11 protein-coding genes are annotated in these 19318 nt (G+C 67.6%); 3 read left to right on the top strand and 8 right to left on the bottom strand.

The genetic code is table 11. The annotated features are described in order from the left end of the window. Nucleotides 1-151: 151 nt before the first annotated feature. The 8 genes from paoC to G4D77_RS30555 form a co-directional block, all read right to left on the bottom strand. Entirely contained in the window at nt 152-2404 is a 2253-nt protein-coding gene (gene paoC / locus G4D77_RS30590) for an aldehyde oxidoreductase molybdenum-binding subunit PaoC (RefSeq protein WP_154834283.1), read from the bottom strand. Nucleotides 2405-2408: 4 nt separating this feature from the next. Beyond that, nucleotides 2409-3359 carry an FAD binding domain-containing protein gene (locus G4D77_RS30585; protein WP_154834282.1) on the bottom strand — a complete coding sequence of 317 codons (951 nt, stop codon included), beginning with the start codon at nt 3357-3359 and terminating at the stop codon, nt 2409-2411. Then, on the bottom strand, nt 3356-4000 hold the full coding sequence (gene paoA / locus G4D77_RS30580) for an aldehyde dehydrogenase iron-sulfur subunit PaoA (RefSeq protein ID WP_154834281.1): 645 nt from the start codon (nt 3998-4000) through the stop codon (nt 3356-3358). The genes G4D77_RS30585 and paoA overlap by 4 nt, the downstream gene beginning before the upstream one ends. 239 nt (nt 4001-4239) lie before the next feature. Then, on the bottom strand, nt 4240-9855 hold the full coding sequence (locus G4D77_RS30575; protein WP_154834280.1) for a DNA repair ATPase: 5616 nt from the start codon (nt 9853-9855) through the stop codon (nt 4240-4242). Between the two features lie 133 nt (nt 9856-9988). After that, nucleotides 9989-12064: a hypothetical protein gene (locus G4D77_RS30570; protein ID WP_046240080.1), complete on the bottom strand. Its 2076-nt coding sequence runs from the start codon at nt 12062-12064 to the stop codon at nt 9989-9991. 131 nt (nt 12065-12195) lie between these two features. Beyond that, nucleotides 12196-12864: a hypothetical protein gene (locus tag G4D77_RS30565; protein ID WP_017405589.1), complete on the bottom strand. Its 669-nt coding sequence runs from the start codon at nt 12862-12864 to the stop codon at nt 12196-12198. A gap of 75 nt (nt 12865-12939) precedes the next feature. Further along, the gene (locus G4D77_RS30560) at nt 12940-13650 is read right to left on the bottom strand and encodes a PspA/IM30 family protein (RefSeq protein WP_016446962.1); all 711 of its coding nucleotides are present in this window, start codon (nt 13648-13650) and stop codon (nt 12940-12942) included. A gap of 40 nt (nt 13651-13690) precedes the next feature. After that, nucleotides 13691-14161, bottom strand: coding sequence for a YjfI family protein (locus G4D77_RS30555; protein WP_227469518.1), 471 nt, complete (start codon nt 14159-14161; stop codon nt 13691-13693). A 504-nt stretch (nt 14162-14665) separates the two neighbouring features. On the opposite strand from G4D77_RS30555, the gene G4D77_RS30550 reads away from it, so the two are divergent. The 3 genes from G4D77_RS30550 to G4D77_RS30540 all read left to right on the top strand — a co-directional run bounded on the left by G4D77_RS30550 (nt 14666) and on the right by G4D77_RS30540 (nt 19225). Then, entirely contained in the window at nt 14666-17260 is a 2595-nt protein-coding gene (locus G4D77_RS30550; protein ID WP_462805103.1) for a bifunctional diguanylate cyclase/phosphodiesterase, read from the top strand. A 123-nt stretch (nt 17261-17383) separates the two neighbouring features. Then, on the top strand, nt 17384-18388 hold the full coding sequence (locus G4D77_RS30545) for a diacylglycerol/lipid kinase family protein (protein ID WP_047328080.1): 1005 nt from the start codon (nt 17384-17386) through the stop codon (nt 18386-18388). A 27-nt stretch (nt 18389-18415) separates the two neighbouring features. Then, on the top strand, nt 18416-19225 hold the full coding sequence (locus tag G4D77_RS30540) for a metallophosphoesterase family protein (protein ID WP_016453389.1): 810 nt from the start codon (nt 18416-18418) through the stop codon (nt 19223-19225). Nucleotides 19226-19318: the final 93 nt, after the last annotated feature.

Below are 19318 nucleotides of genomic sequence, written 5' to 3'. Positions count from 1 at the left end.
ACGCCAGCCTTTCCAGGCCAATGCCGACGGACGCGTAAGCTATGCGTTCTATTGATGGCTACATGCAAAAAGGCCGGCCACCCAGAGGTGACCGGCCTTCGTTCATCAAGAATCCAGGGCCTGAGCGGGCTGCCTCAGGTGCAGTGCCCTCTCATGCCAGCCTCCCCAGTCCTGCCAGCAGCTTGTCCAGCGTGATCGGGTAGTCGCGCACCCGCACGCCGGTGGCGTTGTGGATGGCGTTGGCAATGGCCGCGCTCACGCCGCAGATGCCCAGCTCGCCCACGCCCTTGGCCTTCATGGGCGAGGCCATGGGATCGACCTCGTCCAGAAAGATCACTTCCTGGTGCGGGATGTCGGCATGCACGGGCACCTCGTAGCCTGCCAGGTCATGGTTGACGAAATAGCCCAGTCGCGTGTCCACGGCCAGCTCTTCCATCAGGGCCGCTCCCACGCCCATGGTCATGGCGCCGATGACCTGGCTGCGGGCCGTCTTGGGATTGAGGATGCGGCCGGCCGCGCAAACGGCCAGCATGCGGCGCACGCGGACCTCGGCGGTGAATGCGTCCACGGCGACCTCCACGAAGTGGGCGCCAAAGGTGGACTGCTGCATCTTCTTGTCGAGCACGCCGAATTCGATGGCATCCTCGGCCGTCAGGTCGCCGTCGCCGGCAGCGCTGGCCAGAGCCCGGCGCTTGCCGCCCGCCTGCACATGCCCATCCGCGAATTCGGCCGTCGCCGGGTCCATGCCCAGCTTGCGCGCCACGGCCTCGCGCAGCTTCACGCAGGCGGCATAGACGCCGGAGGTGGCACTGGCCGCGCCCCATTGCCCGCCCGAGCCGGCAGACACGGGAAAGCCGGAGTCGCCCAGCCGCACGCGCACCTGCTGCAGCGGCAGGCCCAGCATCTCGGCCGCCGTCTGGGCAATGATGGTGTAGCTGCCCGTGCCGATGTCGGTCATGTCGGTTTCCACGGTGAGCATGCCCTGCCTGTCCAGGCGCACGCGGGCGGCGGACTTCATGACAGGCGCGCCACGGTAGGCGCCGGCCATGCCCAGGCCGATCAGCCAGCGCCCTTCGCGTCGTTGGGCCGGCAGGGGATTGCGCTGGCTCCATCCGAACCGCTCGGCGCCCGTGCGCAGGCACTGCACGAATTCACGGCGGGAAAACGGCTTGTGCTCCTGGGCAGGGGTACCCTCCTTCGCCTTGGGTTGCGGCTTCTTGCCGCTGTCCGGCACCACCTGGGTGTCGTTGCGGATGCGCAGCTCCACGGGGTCGATGCCGAGCTTTTCCGCCAGCTCGTCCATGGCAACCTCCAGCGCCATGTGGCCCGTGGCTTCGCCGGGGGCGCGCATGGCATTGGCCTCGGGCAGGTCCAGCACGGCCAGGCGGGTGGCAGTCATGCGATGGGTGCCGGCATACATGCGGCGGGTCTGGTCCACGGCACCGTCCGCCGCTCCTCCGGGCTGGTCGCCCGACCAGCTTTCGTGGCCGATGGCGGTGATCCTGCCGTCCTGCCCTGCCGCGATGCGCACACGCTGGATGGTGGCCGGGCGGTGCGTGGTGTTGTTGGCCATCAGCGAGCGCTGCAGTGCGACCTTGACGGGCCGGCCTGCCGCGCGCGCCCCCAGTGCGGCCAGCAGTGCATCGGCCCGCAGGAACAGCTTGCCGCCAAAACCGCCGCCAATGAATGGCGAGACCAGGCGCACCTTGTCCTTGGGAATGCCCAGCGTCCTTGCCAGCTCGCCCTGCCCCCAGGCAATCATCTGGTTCGAGGTCCATACCGTGAGCTGGTCGCCCTTCCATGCGGCCAGCGTGGCATGGGGCTCCATCATGGCGTGCGACTGGTCTGGCGTGGTGTATGTGGCGTCCACCTTCACGGGGGCAGAGGCGAAGGCGCCTTCGAAATCGCCAATGGCCGTGTCCGGCGCATCGCCATTGATGCTGTCGGGTGGCACGGCGGAGTCCTTGGCCTTGGCCAGGTCGTAGGCGCCAGCCACGGGCTCGTAGTCCACACGGACCAATTGCGCGGCAGCGCGCGCCTGCTCGAAGGTTTCCGCCACCACCAGGGCCACGGCCTGGTGGTAGTGGGCCACCTGGGGGCCTGCCAGCAGCGGCGCAGTGTTCATCTTGCCCTGGCCCAGCTTGCCAGCGGTCTGTGCGGTGACGATGGCGAGCACGCCGGGCGCGCGGCTTGCCTGCGCCAGCCCGATGCTGCGGATGCGGCCCTTGGCGATGGCCGAGCCCACCACATAGCCATAGGCCGGGTGCTGGACCACGTCATGCCGTTCATAGGCATACGGCGCCGTGCCGGTGGTCTTGAGCAGGCCGTCGATGCGGTTCATCGGCTGGCCGATAGTCTTTAGCTGGTCAATGGGGTTGACCGTTGCGGGGGTGTCGAATTTCATGGCGTCAGTTCCTGGCCTGGTCCAGCACGGAGGCAAGCGTGCGCTCGGCCAGCGTGAGTTTGAAGGCGTTGTCGTGCGTGGGCCGGGCGCCTGCCAGCAGGCGGTCGGTGACGGCCTTGGCGCCCTGCGGCATCAACGCTTCGGCAGCCTCCAGACGCCACGGCTTGTGCGCCACGCCGCCCAGGGCCACGCGCCCGCTGCCGTCGCGCTGCACGATGGCGGCCACCGACACCAGCGCAAACGCATAGGAAGCGCGGTCGCGCACCTTGTGATAGATGTGCGTGCCGCCCGGCGGCGGCGGCAGGGTGACGGAGGTGATCAGTTCGCCGGCCTGCAAGGCCGTCTCTACATGCGGCGTGCTGCCGGGCAGCCGGTGGAAGTCGGCAATGGGGATGACGCGGGCCTTGCCGCCGGCCTGGATGGTTTCCACCGTGGCGTCCAGCGCGCGCAGCGCCACGGCCATGTCGCTGGGGTGGGTGGCAATGCAGGCCTCGCTGCCGCCGATCACCGCATGCTGGCGGCTCACGCCGGCAATGGCCGAACAGCCGCTGCCCGGCACACGCTTGTTGCACGGCATATTGGTGTCGTAGAAATACGGGCAGCGCGTGCGCTGCAGCAGATTGCCGCCCGTGGTCGCCATATTGCGCAATTGGCCAGAGGCGCCGGCCACCAGGGCGCGGGTCAGCACGCCGTAGTCACGCCGCACGCGCGCATGGGCGGCCAGGTCGCTGTTGCGCACCAGCGCGCCTATGCGCAGCCCGCCCTGGGCGGTGGGCTCCACGGTATCCATGCCGGTGCCGTTGACATCGACCAGATGCACGGGGGTTTCTATCTGCAGCTTCATCAGGTCCAGCAGATTCGTGCCCCCGGCGATGAAGCGGGCGCCCGGCCGGGCCGCCACGGCGGCGGCAGCCTGCGCGGGGGATTGGGCGCGTTCGTAGGTGAAGGCAATCATGTCCGCCCCTCCCCTGCCACTTCGGCGATGGCATCGACGATGTTGGAATACGCCCCGCAGCGGCACAGGTTGCCGCTCATGCGTTCACGCAGTTCATGGGCCGACACCAGGGGCTGGGCCACGATGTCTTCGCTGGCATGGCTGGGCATGCCGCGTTTAATTTCATCGAGCACGCCCACGGCAGAGCAGATCTGCCCCGGCGTGCAGTAGCCGCACTGGAATCCGTCATGCCGCACGAAGGCGGCCTGCATGGCGTGCGGGAATTGCGGCGTGCCAAGACCTTCGATGGTGGTCACGGCGGCGCCCTGGTTCATCACGGCCAGGCTCAGGCAGGACACCACGCGCCGGCCATTCACCAGCACCGTGCAGGCCCCGCACTGGCCATGGTCGCAGCCTTTCTTGGTGCCGGTCAGGTGCAGGTGCTCGCGCAGGGCGTCAAGCAGCGTGGTGCGGGTGTCCAGGTCCAGGCGGTGTTCCTTGCCGTTGACTTGCAGGGTGACGGGCAGTTGGACCCCTTCGGGGATGGAGGGAGGCTGCACTTGCGCGCCGGCCGATCGGGGCACGGCCGTTGCCGCAGCCGTGGAGGCACCTGCAATCAGCAGGTCCCTGCGCGAAACGGAAAGCTGGGTGTTGTGTTCCATGGGGCGTCCATCGTGTTGGCTCTTCGTGGGGCGTGCGCACTGCTGCGGACACGCCACTCCAAGCATCGGTTCGGGACGCGCCCCGGGTTGTAGGTGATGGTCCAACGTCCGGGACATCGGGTTGTCCGATGACGGATCAGCGCATGCAGACGTGCGAGGGCCCCGGCCCATGCAAAGGCAGCGCCAGCAAGGCGCCCCAGCCTTTGCCGATGGGCCCTGCCCCGGCCCCGGCGCAGCGCCTAGGCCGCAGGCGGCATGTCGCCGCGCTGCATGCGCTCGAAGGCCTTGTCGATTTCCTCGGAGCGTATGGCGCCCGCAGCCGGCACGGGGCGGCCCGCGCGCTGGGCGTCGATCTGCTCCTGCATGCGCGTGGCCACCTGCATCAGCACGCGGTGCAGGCCCAGCTGCTGTCGGCGGGCCTGGTCCAGGTGCGTGACCACGGGCTCCAGGGACTGGGCCAGCGACCGGGTCAGCAGTTGGCCCAGCATGTGGACCAGGGCCTGACGGTCCTGGGCGGCCTGCACCTCCGATGGGGTGCCGGCCTGGGTGCTGGCGGGCTCGCTGGCCGCCCTTTGCGCCATCAGCTCGCGTATGCCGTGCAGCGAGTCGCCTGCGGCGCTTTGCGTCTGCAGCAGCCGGGCCAGCAGTGCCTGCAGCGCTTGCAGGAGCTGGAACTGTTCGGCGGCGCCTTCCTGCATCGCCTGCTGCTGGGGCTGGGCCACCGACTGGGCCACCTCGCGCGTGGCGGCGACCAGGTCGACCAGCTGCGCCGTCACGCGCGTGGCGGCGTCGGCATTGGCGCCGCCTGCGGCCTGGCGGCGCAGGAACTGCTGGCGTATCTGCTGCCAGCGGGCGCTGTCCTCGTCGCTCATCTGCCCGCGCAGCTCGGCGAGCTTGAGCAGGTTCTCCTCGGCGCCCGTGGTCAGCATCTGCGCTTCGCCCTGGTAGTGGTCGGCCAGCATCTGCTGCATTTCCTGGTCGTTCATCACCGGGGTGATTTTTTCGGCCAGCTTGTTCATGTTGCGGTAGCTGCCCTGCAGCCTGAAGGCGGGTTCGGTGCGGTAGCCGTCGTCCTGCGCGGCGCTCTGGATGTACTGCTGGTTGACCTTGAACACCAGCTCGCGCACCTGCACCATGCGGGCCAGCACGGCCTCGATCTCGCGCAGCTCGGCCGATGAATAGTCGTGCGACAGCGCGTTGCCCGAGACATCCCTGCCCTGCGCCTTGTCCAGCAGCAGGTACAGGTCCTGCAGGCTGCGCGTGGCCATCGGCGCCAGCACGGCGTTCGAGGTCATGCTGTTTTCGATGTAGCTGAGCTTGAACACCTCCTGCATGCCGCCCAGCACATCGCCCAGGTTGTAGATGTCGGCACGGTTGGCCAGCATGTCGGGGATCTTGAAGACCTCCCCCGACTCGGTGTACGGATTGCCCGACATGACCACGCAAAAGCGCTTGCCGCGCATGTCGTGGGTGCGGGTCTGGCCCTTCCACACGCCCTCGATGCGGCGCGTGCCGTCCGACAGCGAGATGAATTTCTGCAGGAACTCGGGGTGCGTGTGCTGTATGTCGTCGATGTACAGCATCACGTTGTTGGCCATCTCCAGCGCCAGGTTGAGCTTTTCCAGCTCCTTGGCCGCCGTGGCGTCCGGCGCCTGGGCCGGGTCCAGCGAGCGCACGGAGTGGCCCAGCGCCGGGCCGTTGATCTTCATGAAGATCAGGCCCAGGCGGTTGGCCACGTACTCCATCAGCGTGGTCTTGCCGTAGCCGGGCGGCGAGATCATCATCAGCAGGCCCATCTGGTCGGTGCGCTTGTTCTCGCCGGCCACGCCGATCTGCTTGGCCAGGTTGTCGCCGATCACGGGCAGGTAGATCTCGTTGATGAGCCGGTTGCGCACAAAGGACGACAGCGGCCGGGCCTTGAATTCGTCCACCCGCACGCGCGAGCGCCAGTCCTGCAGCAGCTGCTGGCGCAGCGCCTGGTAGCGGCCGAATTCGGGGACAAAGCTGCGGAAATGGCGCGCGGCGCGCTGGCCCAGGTCGTCGATCTGCAGCCACATGCGGCCGTCCGCAATGCGCGGATGCTGGCCCAGCAGGCCCGGCACTTCATGGCGCAGGTCCACATTGCTGACCTTGCAGGGCAGTGGGCCGGCGCAGCACAGCCAGGCGGCGGCTTCGCCGCAATAGGCCAGCCAGGCCTGCCCTTGCCCGTCGTCCAGCGCGCGGCAGGCGGTCTGCAGCCAGTGCAGCGCGCTGCGCCAGCGCTGGTCCAGCGGCGCCAAAGGCTTGTCGTGCCGGTCCTCGCCCTGCCAGTAGGCCTGCATTTCCTCCCAGCGCTGCAGCGGCTGGGCCTGCTGCTGCACGGCGGCCTGCAGTGCGGCAATGGCCGACTGGCTGTAGCTGGAGAAGGAAAAGCGCACGGCCTTTTGCGCCAGCTCGGCCTGCAGGTAGTCGGCGGCGCCGTGGATGAGGCTGTCGATATCGCTGTCTGCGGGCGCCGCCTGTCCTGGCAGCAGGTCGCGCAGCAGGCCCCGCTCGTCGGCATAGGCGCGCAGGCGCTCGGCAATGTCGGCGCGCAGGCTCAGCTGCTCGGCCTCGCTGCCGAACATCTGCTGCATGGCCTGGGCCTGCTGGGCGCGCAGCGGCCACTGCGCCATGGCGGCAGCCAGCTGCGGCTGCTGCACCTGGGCCTGTGCGCTCCAGAACAGCAGGGCCAGCGCACGGGCGTCGGGCGCAAAGCGCAGCACGCCGGCGGCATCGCGCAGGGGCAGCAGCACCTGCAGGATGCGGGCCGCATCATGGTCGTGGATACCGCGCTCATAGCCTTCGCGGTAGCGCGGCGCGGAGAATTCGCGGATGGCCTGGGTCAGTGCCGCCTCGTCGGGCAGCAACTGGGCCAGCCGGGCCTCGCTCCAGCCGTCACGGCGCTGGCGTGCGGCCTGCACCACTTCCAGGGCCAGGTATTCACCGCGATAGAAGTCTGCCGATTCGGCCGGCGTGGAGGCATCCCAGTAGGCCTGCAAAGCGGCCAGCTCGGGATTGTCCACGGGCTCGAAATACTCGGTGCCGACCAGGTGCAGGAACAATGCGCCGTTGCGCGGCAGCAGGGTCAGGTCCAGTTCCTGGTTGCCCACGCTGAAGCGGTGGCGGCCCAGGCGGATGATGGCGCCGTCGCCTTCGTACAGCTCGCTGCGGTCCTGCAGCGCGCGAAACGCCTGGTCGCGCAGGTTCTTGACGCGGCCGTCGATATCGTCGGCCTTGACCGGGTCGTGCAGCTGCTCTCGCAGGCGCTGGGACAGCTCCTTGAGCTTGCCGATCAGCGGATCGCCTGCAAAGAACGCATGCAGCGCGTCGGCACTGGCCAGTTTCTCGGTGCGCTTGGGCAGGCTCTGCACGATGCGCAGGGCCGCGTCCAGCACGCCTTGCGCCTTGCGCTGGCGCTCGTCCTGCAGCGACTGGCGGCGCGCCTCGAAGCTCTCCAGCACTTCCTCGCGCTTGGCCATGATGTCGCCAAGGAACTGCTCGTGCTCGCCGAAGCGGCTTTCGATTTCCTCCAGCTGCACCAGCAGGCGCGCCAGCTGCTCGTCGCATTTCTCGGGCGTCTGCGCCAGGCCCAGGGCGCTGACGATGCTTTGCGAGAACAGCGCCAGCTGGGCCGCGAACTGGGCCACGTTCTCGGCGCCGCCCAGGCCCGACCTGCGCTGCTCGGCGCGTGCACGCACCTGGTTCAGGCGCGCGTAGACGGCCGAGATGCGGTCCACCACCTGGGTGCGCTGCGTGGCGTCGTCGATGGACAGGCTGCCCATCAGCTCGGACAGCATGTCCAGCGCGGCCGCCATGTCGGCCATGCGCGCCAGCGGCTCGTTGATCTGCGCCACCGTGGCTGCCGCCTGCGCAGCCTGGTCCAGCGCCTGCAGCTGATCGGCATAGGGCTGCATGGCCTCGTCGGTGGCAATGAAGGCGGCCGTGCGCTGGGAGACATCGGCCTGGGCCTCGTTGACGCCCTGCACCATGGTGTCGATGGCGGCCTGGTCCACATAGCGCAGGTCGCGCGTGGCCATGAGCTGGCCGCGCAGCTGGCCCAGCTGGGTGAGCGCATCCACGTATTCGCCAATGCCCTTCCAGTCCGCCAGGCGCAACTGCTTGAGCAACCGGCCATGGCGGCCGGACACCTCGCCCATGGCCTTGGCCGAGGCATTGCGGATGCTCTCGACCTTTTCGTACTCGTCGATGACCGCATCACCCGTGGCGACGATGCCCAGCAGGGTCTCGTGCACCCCCTTGAGCTGCGGCGCGCCCAGCCAGTGGTAGCGCTCGAACAGGCGGCGCGCGGCGTCGATCAGGCGCTCGTAGCGCGGCAGCGAGACCTCGGTGGCCGCGATTTCCTTGCGCACGCTGTACAGGTCCGAGATGCCGCTGACCAGCTCGGCATTGCCTATGCGGCCCAGGAAGCTGTCGCGCTGCGGCTGGCGCGCCGCGTAGTCGTCCGAGGCGAAGGGCGTGCGCCAGACCTGCATGGGGTGCACGCGCGAGGCTTCGTTGCTCTCGGCCGCGAAGATGACGATGCGCCCGTCGTCCATGCGCGCATGGCCGTGGCCGATGATGGGCGGCTGCAGGGCGCGCTCGATCAGGTTGTACTTGAACAGCGCCATGCGCCCGCTCTCGGGCTCGTAGAACACGTAGAGCACGTCCTCGCCGTTGGGCGATCGGATGCTGCGCCGGTAGCGCATGCCCTGCATGTTCTGCTCGAACGAGCGGTTCTCCCCGCTTTGCAGGTAGTAGCCGCCCGGGAAGATGATGCCGTGGTCCTGCGGCAGCTGGATGCAGGCCGCGCCGATGGCATCCATGCGCAGCACCTGGCGGGAGACGGTGTTGAAGATCAGGTAGCGCCACTGCTCTTCGCGGTAGGGCAGGATCTTCAGCAGGATCAGGCTGCCGACGGCGGCGTACTCGAACACGGCGTCGTCCAGCGACTGGTTCTTCTCCTGCACGGGCTCGCTGTAGATGCCCAGTCCGTCGTTGGTGTTGTTCTCGACCTTGATGGTCAGCGTGCCGCCCAGGGTCTCGACGAAGACCTTGTCCAGCACGTTGATGTGCGGGTGGCGCCCCTGCACCAGTTGCTCGCGCCCGGCGCGCTGCCATTCGAAGTCATGGGGCGCAGGCAGTTCGATGTCGCGCTCGCCGCGGTTGTCTATGTAGCGTATGGGCTGGCCGTCCACGGGCACGGACCAGCGGAACACGCGCACATCGGACAGGCGCTCGCCGATCTGGAAGCTCGCCAGCAGCTTGCCGTCGCGCACGGCCAGCTGCATCAGCCGCGTGTTCTTGTAGTAGGCGTACAGCTCCTGGAAGTCCTGCACGAAGCTCTGTATGCCCAGGAAACTGTCCTTGAGGTCCACGGGAGTGACCTCGTAGCCCTGCTCTCCCTCGTGCAGGCGGTACAGGCCGAACACGTCTTCCACGCGCGTGGACTGCTTCAGGCCCATGAAGACGTTGTAGCCGAACAGCAGGTAGCCGCCGACCTGGGCGATGTCGCGGCCCAGGCAGTTGTTTTCGGTGCGCACGCGCATGCGCCCGATGACTTCCATCTGGCTGCGGCCGAATTCCTCCAGCCGCTCCTCGTTGAGCTGGCGCACCAGCGCCTCCAGCGCCTGCCCCTGGCCGTCCAGGCGCTTGGCCAGCACTTCGTAGGAGCCGCCGCTGGCGACTGCCTGGTCCACGGCGGAGGCGGCAGTGTCGGGGGAGAGGGGCGGTGAGGACGGTGTGGACGATGGGGACGGTTGGGACGGTTGGGACGGTTGGGACGGTTGGGACGGTTGGGACATGGGCGTCACGGGCTTTCGCGTGTCAGGGACCATTCACGCCTTTCCCCGCCGGCCGGCAGACGGGCGGGCAGGCAGGCGAAGACGAAGGCGGATGCGGGAGGCTGGGCAGCCGGCGGAGGGAGCGGCCGGGCGGCCGCCCCGTTCAGTCGGCCGTTGAATCGACCGTTCAGTCGACCCTCTGCGTGGGCGGCAGGCCCTTGCCGTCGCCCAGCGCGTTGAGCAGCGATGCGCCGCCCTTGCCGCTGAGGAACTTGCCGATCAGGTCCTGCACGATGGGGCTCTTGCCCGCCACGCCTTCCACGGCCTTGCCCACGGACAGCGCCTTGGCGAAGTTGTCGAAGAAGGCGCCCTCGCCCCCCACGATGTCGATGTTGGCCTTGCTGAGCGCGGCCGACAGCACCTCGGACTGGTCCTTGGCCACGCTCTTGTTGGCTTCGATGGCGGCCAGCGCCTGCTCGAAGTTCTTCTCCAGCTGCATGCGGAACTCCTCATGCGAGCGCGCCTGGTCGGACAGCGAGGCCAGCGCGGTGAACTTTTCGGTCAGGCCCTTGGCCTCGGCGAAGAGCTTGTCGCGCAGCACATCGGCCTCGGACGTGCCCACGTCGCGGGTGACCAAGGCCTTGGTCGCGCCCACCTGGGCCTCGCCGCGCGCCTGGGCCAGCAGGCGCTCTTCCAGCACCTTGGCATCGGCCAGGCCCTGCTTTTCGTTGGCGTCGGCCGTGGCCTCGATGACGCGCGCCTCGGCCAGGCCCTTTTCCTGCTGGCCCTTGGCCTCGGCCATCATCTTCTCGGCGATCACCCTGGCCTGCGCCAGGCCTTCCTTTTCCAGGGCGGCGGCCGTGACTTCGCGCACCTTGGCATCGGCCAGGCCGGGCGCGGCGCGCTCGACCTCGATGGCCTCGGCCAGCTTCTTCTTGGCCTCGGCGGTCTTGCTGGCCGCCTCCAGCTCGGCCTGGGCCATGGTCGTGACTTCCACGGCCTTGTGGCGCGAGGCGGCCTCTTCGGCCTCCGCCTTCTTGACCTGGCGCACCAGGTCTTCCTCGGCCTGGGCCTGGGCAGTCAGCACGGTGACCTGCTTCATGCGCTCGGCCTCGGAGACCACGCGCACTTCCTTGATGCGTTCCTCTTCCTGGGCCACGGACTTTTCCACCACCACGCGCTCGCGCACCACATTGGCGATGTTGGCCTTCTCGACCTCGATGGCCTTTTCCTTCTCGATGCGCTGCAGCTCCACCTCGCGCTGGCGGGCCACGATCTCCAGCTCCTTGGCGCGCGTGACCTTCTCGACCTCGATCACCACCGCACGCTCACGGTTTTGCTGGGCCACGGCCACTTCGCGCTGGCGATTTTCCTCGCGGATGTCCAGCTGCTCCTGGGTCTGGATGCGGGCCTGCTCGGCCTTCAGGCGCTCTTCTTCCTGCACCTTCTGGGTCTCGGCCTGCTCGCGCGCCTGGATGGTGGCGATCTCGCGCTTTTGGCGGGCCTCGGCGTCGGCCTGCTGGCGTTCCAGCGCCAGCATGGCTTCCTTGGTCTCCACGTTCTTCTTGGTGATGGCCAGGTCGGAGTTGCGCTCGAGCTCGTTGGTGACGATGTTCTGGTTGGCCGTCAGCTCGGTGATCTTGCGGATGCCTTCGGCATCCAGGATGTTGTTGGGGTCCAGCGAGGACTTGGGAGTCTGCTCCAGATAGTCGATGGCCACGTCCTCCAGCACATAGCCGTTGAGGTCGTTGCCGATGACATGGATGATCTGGTCGCGGAAATCCTGGCGGTTCTCGAACAGCTTCACGAACTCGATCTGCTTGCCCACGGTCTTGAGCGCCTCGGAGAACTTGGCGTTGAACAGGTCGTTGACGGCCGTCTTGTCCGAGGCCCGGTCCACGCCGATGGCCTTGGCCACCTTGAGCACGTCCTCGGCCGTTTCATTGACCCGCAGGTAGAAGGCCACGGTGATGTCGGCGCGCATGTTGTCGCGGCAGATCAGGCCTTCCTTGCCGCGCCGGTCGATCTCCAGCGTCAGCAGCGAGATCTGCATGAATTCCTTCTTGTGGATCACCGGCAGCACCAGGCCGCCCGTGAACTTGACCTTGGGCTGCGAGGTGGTGTCGTTGATGATCAGCGCCGTGCCCTGCGGGACCTTGATGTAGAAGGCCTTGACCAGGGCGAACAGCCCGAGGATGACGACGAAGACGGAACCGATCACCACCCCGGCGACGATGTACCACTCCATGTTGCTCATGTTCATGCGAATCTCCCCTGTGAATTGCTATCTGTGAAAACGCTGAAAAACGCAAAGGCCGCGCCCGCCGCACGGGCGCCCGGGCCAATGGGAATCAATGGGAACGAATAGGAAGGAATTCCTGGAAATTCCTGGAGCTAGCGCGGCAGCTCGGTGCCGTCGAACTCGGCCTTGCTGACCACGCGCCAGGCGTTGTGCTCGGGCAGGTGCTCGATGAGCACGATCTCGGTGCCCCGGCCCAGTGCGCGCTCGGGCGAGCGCATCTGCACGTTCAGGCCGGCGCCGCCGTCCTCCACGCTGCCGTAGCCCTGCGTGCCGTCCACCACGGCGCTGCGCACCAGGCCGGTGCGGCCCAGCAGCACCTTGGGCTCCTCTGCAGGCGCCACCTTGTTGACGATGCCCCGCAGCGGGCGCAGCACCAGCACCGTGGCGGCAAAGCCCAGCACGGCAGCCGCCACGGCCACCAAGGTGCCGGTCAGCAGGTTCACCAGGGTCCAGCCCTGGGGCATGGGCACGAAATGGCACAGCACATAGGAAGCCAGCCAGGACAGCAGGAACAGCACGGTGAGGATGACCGTGAGCGGAATGCCGCCCAGGCCCACCTTGAGCAGCAGCCCGGCCAGCGCGCTGGCCGAGTGCTCCACGCCGTGCGCATGGTCGCTGCCGTCGAACAACACCCAGTGGTCCAGCGAGTCCACCTCCAGCAGGCCCAGCATGGCGATCAGCCAGTACAGCAGCATGAACAGCAGCAAGGCGCCGAAGATGAAGGTCGGAAAGCCGAACGCGTATTGCAGGAATGCAGACATGTTTTATCTCCTCCCTTCAAACCCGGCAGCCAGGACGGCGGGCACGACGCGGCCTGCCCGGACCACGGCCGCGCATCAAGCGCTTTTTCCGCCAGCGGCTGCGCGCTGCGCCTTCAGGCGTTCCAGCACCGATTGCGCATTGCCCGCCTGGGGCGTGATGCCGGCGGCACGCAGCTTGGCATCCAGCGCGTCTTCGCTGCTGTCGCGCGCCAGCTCGGCCGCGCTTTCCATGCGCGCACCGCGCTCGGCCTGCTTTTGCTTGATGCGTTCCAGCGAATCCAGCGCGCTTTGCACGCGCGTCTGCGATCCTGCATAGCGGCCGGCCACCGTGGCCTGGGCGCGCTGCACGCTTTCCGTGGCCTTGACGGTGTCGGCCTGCTGCTTGAGGCGCTTGATATGCGTTTGCGCCGTCTGTATGGCCACGCGCAGCTGCTCCACGCTTTGCGTGTAGGCATCCAGCTGGGATTGCTCCTCGTCGCGCTGCGTCTCCAGCACGGAGACCTTGCCGGCCACTTCCAGCGCCAGCGCCTCGTCACTGGTGTCCAGCGCCTTGACGGCATAGCCCTCGTACTCGGCAATGCGTTCCTGGGTCTGCTTGAGCTTGCCGGCCGCCAGCTTTTGCTTGGCCATGATGTCGGCCAGCGCTTCCTTGGACTTGTTCAGGTCGCTGTCGGCATCGCGGATTTCCTGGTCCAGGATGCGCAGGGCCTGGCTGTCTGTCACCGCCTCGCCGGCCTCGTGCGCTGCGCCGCGCAACGCGGTCACCAGCTTGTTCCAGATGGTCATGATGATCTCCTTGGGGCTCAGTGTCTTCAACGGGCAGGCTTCAGGCCTGCACTGGCGCGGGCACCGGCGCAGGGGTCAGATAGTGGGCCAGCGCCTCGGTGGCCTGGATGACGCTGTCGGCCAGGGTGAGGATTTCGGAAATGATGTCGCCCTCGCTGCTGCTGGCATGCAGGGCGGCGAACATCACATAGCCCTCGCCGCCATGGGCCTGGGGTTCCAGCGCCATGGTGGTGAAGGGAAACAGCTTTTGCAGGCGCAGCATCTGCTCGTTGAGGCCGGCGCGGTCGTGCACCTGGTCGGCGGGCCAGAGAAAGGCCTCCACCACGAGCTGGTCGCCCGACAGGGCCACGTGGACCGGCAGATCGCCGAATTCGGGCAGGCTGATGAGCAGACTGGCGTCCGCGCCTTCAAGCACCTCGATATGGAGCCGGCCGCCCTGCACCAGCGTTGATTGCTGCAGATCGCCCGCCAAGGCGTGAATATCCCGATATGCCTGTCTGCTGTTGTCCATGCTGCCCTCCTTGTGGATGAGAACCATTGAATCCGGTTGCAAGCCGGACACGCGCATTTGCTTTTCCAATTGCTGCAATGCAGCACCGTACTCTGGAAGAATCCAGACCTCCTTTTTCACCAGCCCCTGCTCGCGCAGCCGTTGCCGGTGCAGACGCTGGTAGTGGGCTGATGTCTTTTGTTCCATGCGGATACCATAGCAACCATTACATGTGATGTCTACATGTAATGAAGATCAATTTGTAAACGGATATGTAAAAGGAGTGCCGCAATGGAAGGCATTGCAGACGCACTGACCATGCCTTTGCGTTGCTGCAAATGACCGTTCATTATTTATTTTTTCTACTGACAATCATTTATCGACAATTTTTACTATCACCCACAGGAGAGCTCCTGCACAGGGGGCGACCGCTGCCGCGAAAGTCTGCCGAGGCACTGCACAATGGCCGCTGTCGCAGGCAGACCCGGCCCTTGGCTGCCCGGCGCACGCTACGGAAACCTCTGCATGCCCGCCTTTCGGCTCTCACTTCGCACGGCAGTCACGGCCCCCTTCATTGCGGTGTTTGTGGTCACGGCCGGGCTATTGGCGGCTTGGCAGCAGCGCCAGGTGGACCAGCTCATCAATCGCGAAAGTCTGCGGCTGCTCGACTCCCTGTCCACCACCACGCGCCACCAATTGGCCGACTATCTGGAGACTCCGCTGCGCGTGCAGCAGGCCCTGGCCGAGACCGTGGCTCGGCAGGCGCTTTACACCCCCGGAGACCTGCGGCCCATCTATGGCTATCTGACACGCTCATTCACCGAGCTCTATGCCCAGCACCACCAGATCAGCCTGTTGAGCTTTGGAGGCGTGCAAGGCGAATACACGGGGGTGCGGCTGGAGCCCGATGGCCACTACCGCCTGATTCTTCAGGACCGCAGCACCCAGGGAACCTTGCAGATTTTCGAGGGACTGCAGCCGGGCCCGCCCATGTCCAGCCTTGCCGGCTACGACCCCCGCGTGCGTCCCTGGTACCAGCCCGCCATTCGCGAAGACGGCCCGCACTGGTCGCCCATCTACACGGTGACGGGGGACCGGGGTGATGCCACGATTTCCGCAGCCACTGCGGTGCGTGTGTCCGGCCAGTTGGCCGGCGTGCTGGCCGCCGATGTGCGGCTGAGCAGCATGAACCGCTTTCTGCGCGACGAGCCCCTGCGCGGCAATGGCCATATCGCCGTGGTCGATGCGCAGGGCTACATGGTGGCGCACTCCTCCGAGCTGTCGGTGCTGAAACGCCGCGAAGGCCCCTACGACCCGCCCGTGCGCCTGCGCCTGTCCGAAAGCCCCGACCTGGCGCTGCGCTCGCTGGCAGCCCGGCTTCCCGAGCACCTGCCCGGGCATGCGCGCGAGGGCTCGACGCCAGCCCGGACAGGCCCTGACCGTGTCATCAACCTGAGCTTCACGGAGCAGGGCCAGATCTACCACGGGCAAGTCACCCCCTTCCACGATGTGCGCGGCATCGACTGGCGGATCCTGGTGCTGCAGCCCGAGTCCGATCTGGTCAGCAGCATGCGGGAGGACAGCCGCCAGACCCTTTTCCTGGCTTTCGGCCTGGCCTTGCTGGGGCTGGCGCTGGGCCTGTGGTGCCTGCGCAGGGCGCTGCGCCCCCTGGCCGTGGCGGCCGACGCGGCCAACCGCCTGGCCCAGGGTGACTGGAGCGCGGTGAAGGCGCTGCCGGACACGTCCGTGGTGGAAACCTCGTCCCTGGTCTCGGCATTCCACAACATGGCGCAGCGGCTGCAGGAATCCTTCGAGCACATGCGCACCCTGCTGCAGTACGACAGCCTGACGCAGCTGCTCACGCGCGCCGGCCTGATCGAGCGGGCCGACGCGGCCGCCAACGCCGGCGCGCCCGTCCCTGCCGCGCTGTGCCTGCTGGAGCTGCAGAATTTCCGCAGCGTGCGCGACGATGTGGGCCATGGCACGGGCGAGCAGTTGCTGCGGGCCGTGGCCGAGCGGCTGCTCAACCACCATCTGCAATTTCCGGCCCTGCTGGCACGCACGGCCAGCAATGAATTCGCCGTGCTGTGGCTGCACGACTGCACGCCGCAGCAGATGCAGGACAAATGCCGCCATCTGCTGGAAATCTTCGACCAGCCATTTTCCGTGGGCAAGGACGACATCGTGCTGCGCGCCTGCGCGGGCGCCGTCAGCGGCGAGCTGCTGCCGGGCGCGCTGCCCGAGTGGCTGCGCAACGCCAGCATTGCGCTGGGCGAGGCGCAGCGCAATGCTGGCGCAGCGCAGCCCTTTGTGCTGTTCGAGCCAGGCCTGGCGCAGAAAATGCTGGGCCGCACCCAATTGGCCATGGAATTGCGCCAGGCGCTGGAGCGCAACGAACTGCGCGTTTTCTACCAGCCCGTGGTGGATCTGGCCACGGGCCGCATGGTGGGTGCCGAGGCCCTGGTGCGCTGGGAAAGCCCGACGCGCGGCAGGGTGCCGCCGGGCGTGTTCATCCCGGTGGCCGAGGAGTCGGACCTGATCCTGAGCGTCGGCGAATGGGTGCTGCGCACGGCGGCGCACGATATTGCCCTGCACCTTGCACACCTGCCGGCCGACTTCGAGCTGCACGTCAACATGTCGGCACGCGAGCTGATCCAGTCCGACTTCGCCTGCACGCTGGAGCAGGCGCTGGCCACCAGCGGCCTGCCCGCCCGGGTGCTGACCCTGGAGCTGACGGAGTCCATGCTGCTGGACGACAGCGACGCCACGCTGCAGCGCATTGCCGCCATCCGCGCGCTGGGCGTGAAGATCGCCATCGACGACTTCGGCACCGGCTACTCGTCCCTGGCCTACCTGAGCCGCCTGCGCTTTGACTGCATCAAGATCGACCAGAGCTTTGTGGGCCAGCTGCCGGCTTCCGAGTCCGACAAGGCCATCGTGACCGCCGTGCTGCGCATTGCCCAGGGCTTTGGCGTCAAGGTGGTCGCCGAAGGTGTGGAAGAACAGGCCCAGGCGCAGCTGCTGCACGAGCTCGGCTGCGAGCATGCGCAGGGCTATCTGTTCGAGCGGCCCGTGCCGCTGGCGCAGATGCTGGACTACCGCGCCCCCTGGCGCGAGTGAGCCGGTACAGTCAGCAGCCCGCAGACTGTCGGCTTTGGCTGACGCGCACCGCTTGCATGATCCGGTGCACCGGCAGGTGCCATCCACGGAACAATCGGCGCCTGTTCCAGCCCGCTTCCTTCCATGACGCCCTCATCTTGCGACAACCAGCCGCCCAGGCTTGATCCCGCCGGCCCCATCCACCTGATCGTGCCGCTGCGCCCCGGCGCCGACCTGGAGCAGCTGCGCGCCCGCCTGACCGGCGTGCCGGCGCTGCAGCAGCGCAGCGTGCATTGGCATGTGCCGGGCGCAAGGGCCGACATCGTGCAGTTGGCCGCCAGCGCCGTGGACAGTGCCCGCAGGGACGGCGGCCTGGTCGTGGCCGCCGGCGGTGACGGCACCATCAATGCCGTGGCCTCGGCTGCCTGGTCGCGTGGCGTGCCCATGGGCGTGGTACCGCTGGGCACCTTCAACTACTTCGCCCGCGAGCAGGCGCTGTCACTGGAGCCGGCCCAGGCCGTGCAGGACATTCTCCTGGCGCTGCAGGCCGGCCAGATGCGGGCCGTGAACGTGGGCCTGGTCAACGAACGGCTTTTCCTGGTGAACGCCAGCCTGGGCCTGTACCCCCGCCTGCTCGACGAACGCGAACGCGCGTCCACCCGTTTCGGCCGCACCCGGCTGGTGGCCATAGCCGCCTCCATCTGGAGCATCCTGCGCGGCGGCAGCGTGCGCCGCTGGCGCGTGGCCCTGCGCCCCGACCGGGATGCGCCGTTGCAGCAGCAGGAGCACCTGGCCACCACCCTGTTCGTCGGCAACAACCCGCTGCAGCTGGAGCGCGTGGGGATTGACGAGGCCCGCGCCGTGGCCGATGGCCGTCATCTGGCCGCCGTGCTGCTGCTGCCCCAGGCCAGCGAGGCCCCGGCGCGCGTGGTCTGGAATGCGGTAATGGGACGGCTGGCCCAGGACGATGCCGTCGCCAGCCTGGCCTGTACCGAGCTGGTGGCGGAGCCTGCAGGACGGCGTCCTCGCCGCATGAAGGTAGCCTTCGATGGCGAACGCGAATGGATGGCGCCGCCCATCCGCTTTCGCCTGGGCGAGAAGCCGCTGTGGCTGGTGGTGCCTGCTCCGGCAGAGCCCGCCTCCTCCTGACCGCCGAATGAGGAACAAGGAGCGCCCATGGCCTTGCTCATGCATTTGTCGGACCTGCATTTCGGCGCCCACGATCAGGCCGTGTGCGCCGCCGTGGCCAGACTGGCGGCCCGGCTGCCGGTAACGCTGCTGGTGGTCTCCGGCGACCTGACCCAGCGCGCCACGGCTGCGCAATTTGCCCAGGCGCGGGAGTTTCTCGACAGCCTTTCCGTGCCCCGGCGACTGGTGGTGCCCGGCAACCACGACCTGCCGCTGCTCGCCTGGTGGGAACGGCTGGGTGGCCACGCCCACGACCGCTATGTGCGCTGGATCGATTCCGAACTGCAGCCCTGGTGCGCCGTGCCAGGCTTTTGCGTGATCGGCGTGGACACCACACGCTGGTGGCGCCACCAGCGCGGCAGCCTGTCGGCCGGGCAGATCCTGCACGTGGCGCAGCGCCTGGAGCAGGCCAGCCCCGCCGACTGGCGCATCGTCGTCAGCCACCACCCGCTGGCTGCGGCCCACGAAGAGGACCGCAGCCACCGTCCTCACCGCGCCGCGCAGGCCCTGGCCCGCTGGCGCGATGCCGGAGCGCAACTGGTGCTCTCGGGCCATGGGCATGACCCCGGCCTGGTCCAGCCCCTGCCCGGGCTGTGGGCAGCGCAGGCGGGCACCGCGGTCTCGGTGCGGCTGCGCGCCCATGCGCCCAACAGCCTGTTCACCCTGGAGCATCGGGATGGCGCCACAGGCCAGGACTGGCGCCGGCAGCTCACGCGCTGGGACTATTCGCGGCAGGCCGGTGAATTCCTGCCCGTGCAAAGGCATGTGCTGGATCCCCTGCCCACTGCCCGGACTTGAGATCGCACAGGCCGTTCGTGGGACTTGCCTTTGTATTGCACAATCCATCGCCTGGCACGCACAGAAGGCAACCGTCGACCAAGTTTGCATGCT

The organism is Delftia sp. WY8, from assembly GCF_018437695.1.
GTDB classification, from domain to species: domain Bacteria; phylum Pseudomonadota; class Gammaproteobacteria; order Burkholderiales; family Burkholderiaceae_C; genus Comamonas; species Comamonas tsuruhatensis.
This window is presented reverse-complemented; position numbering and strand designations above follow the sequence as displayed.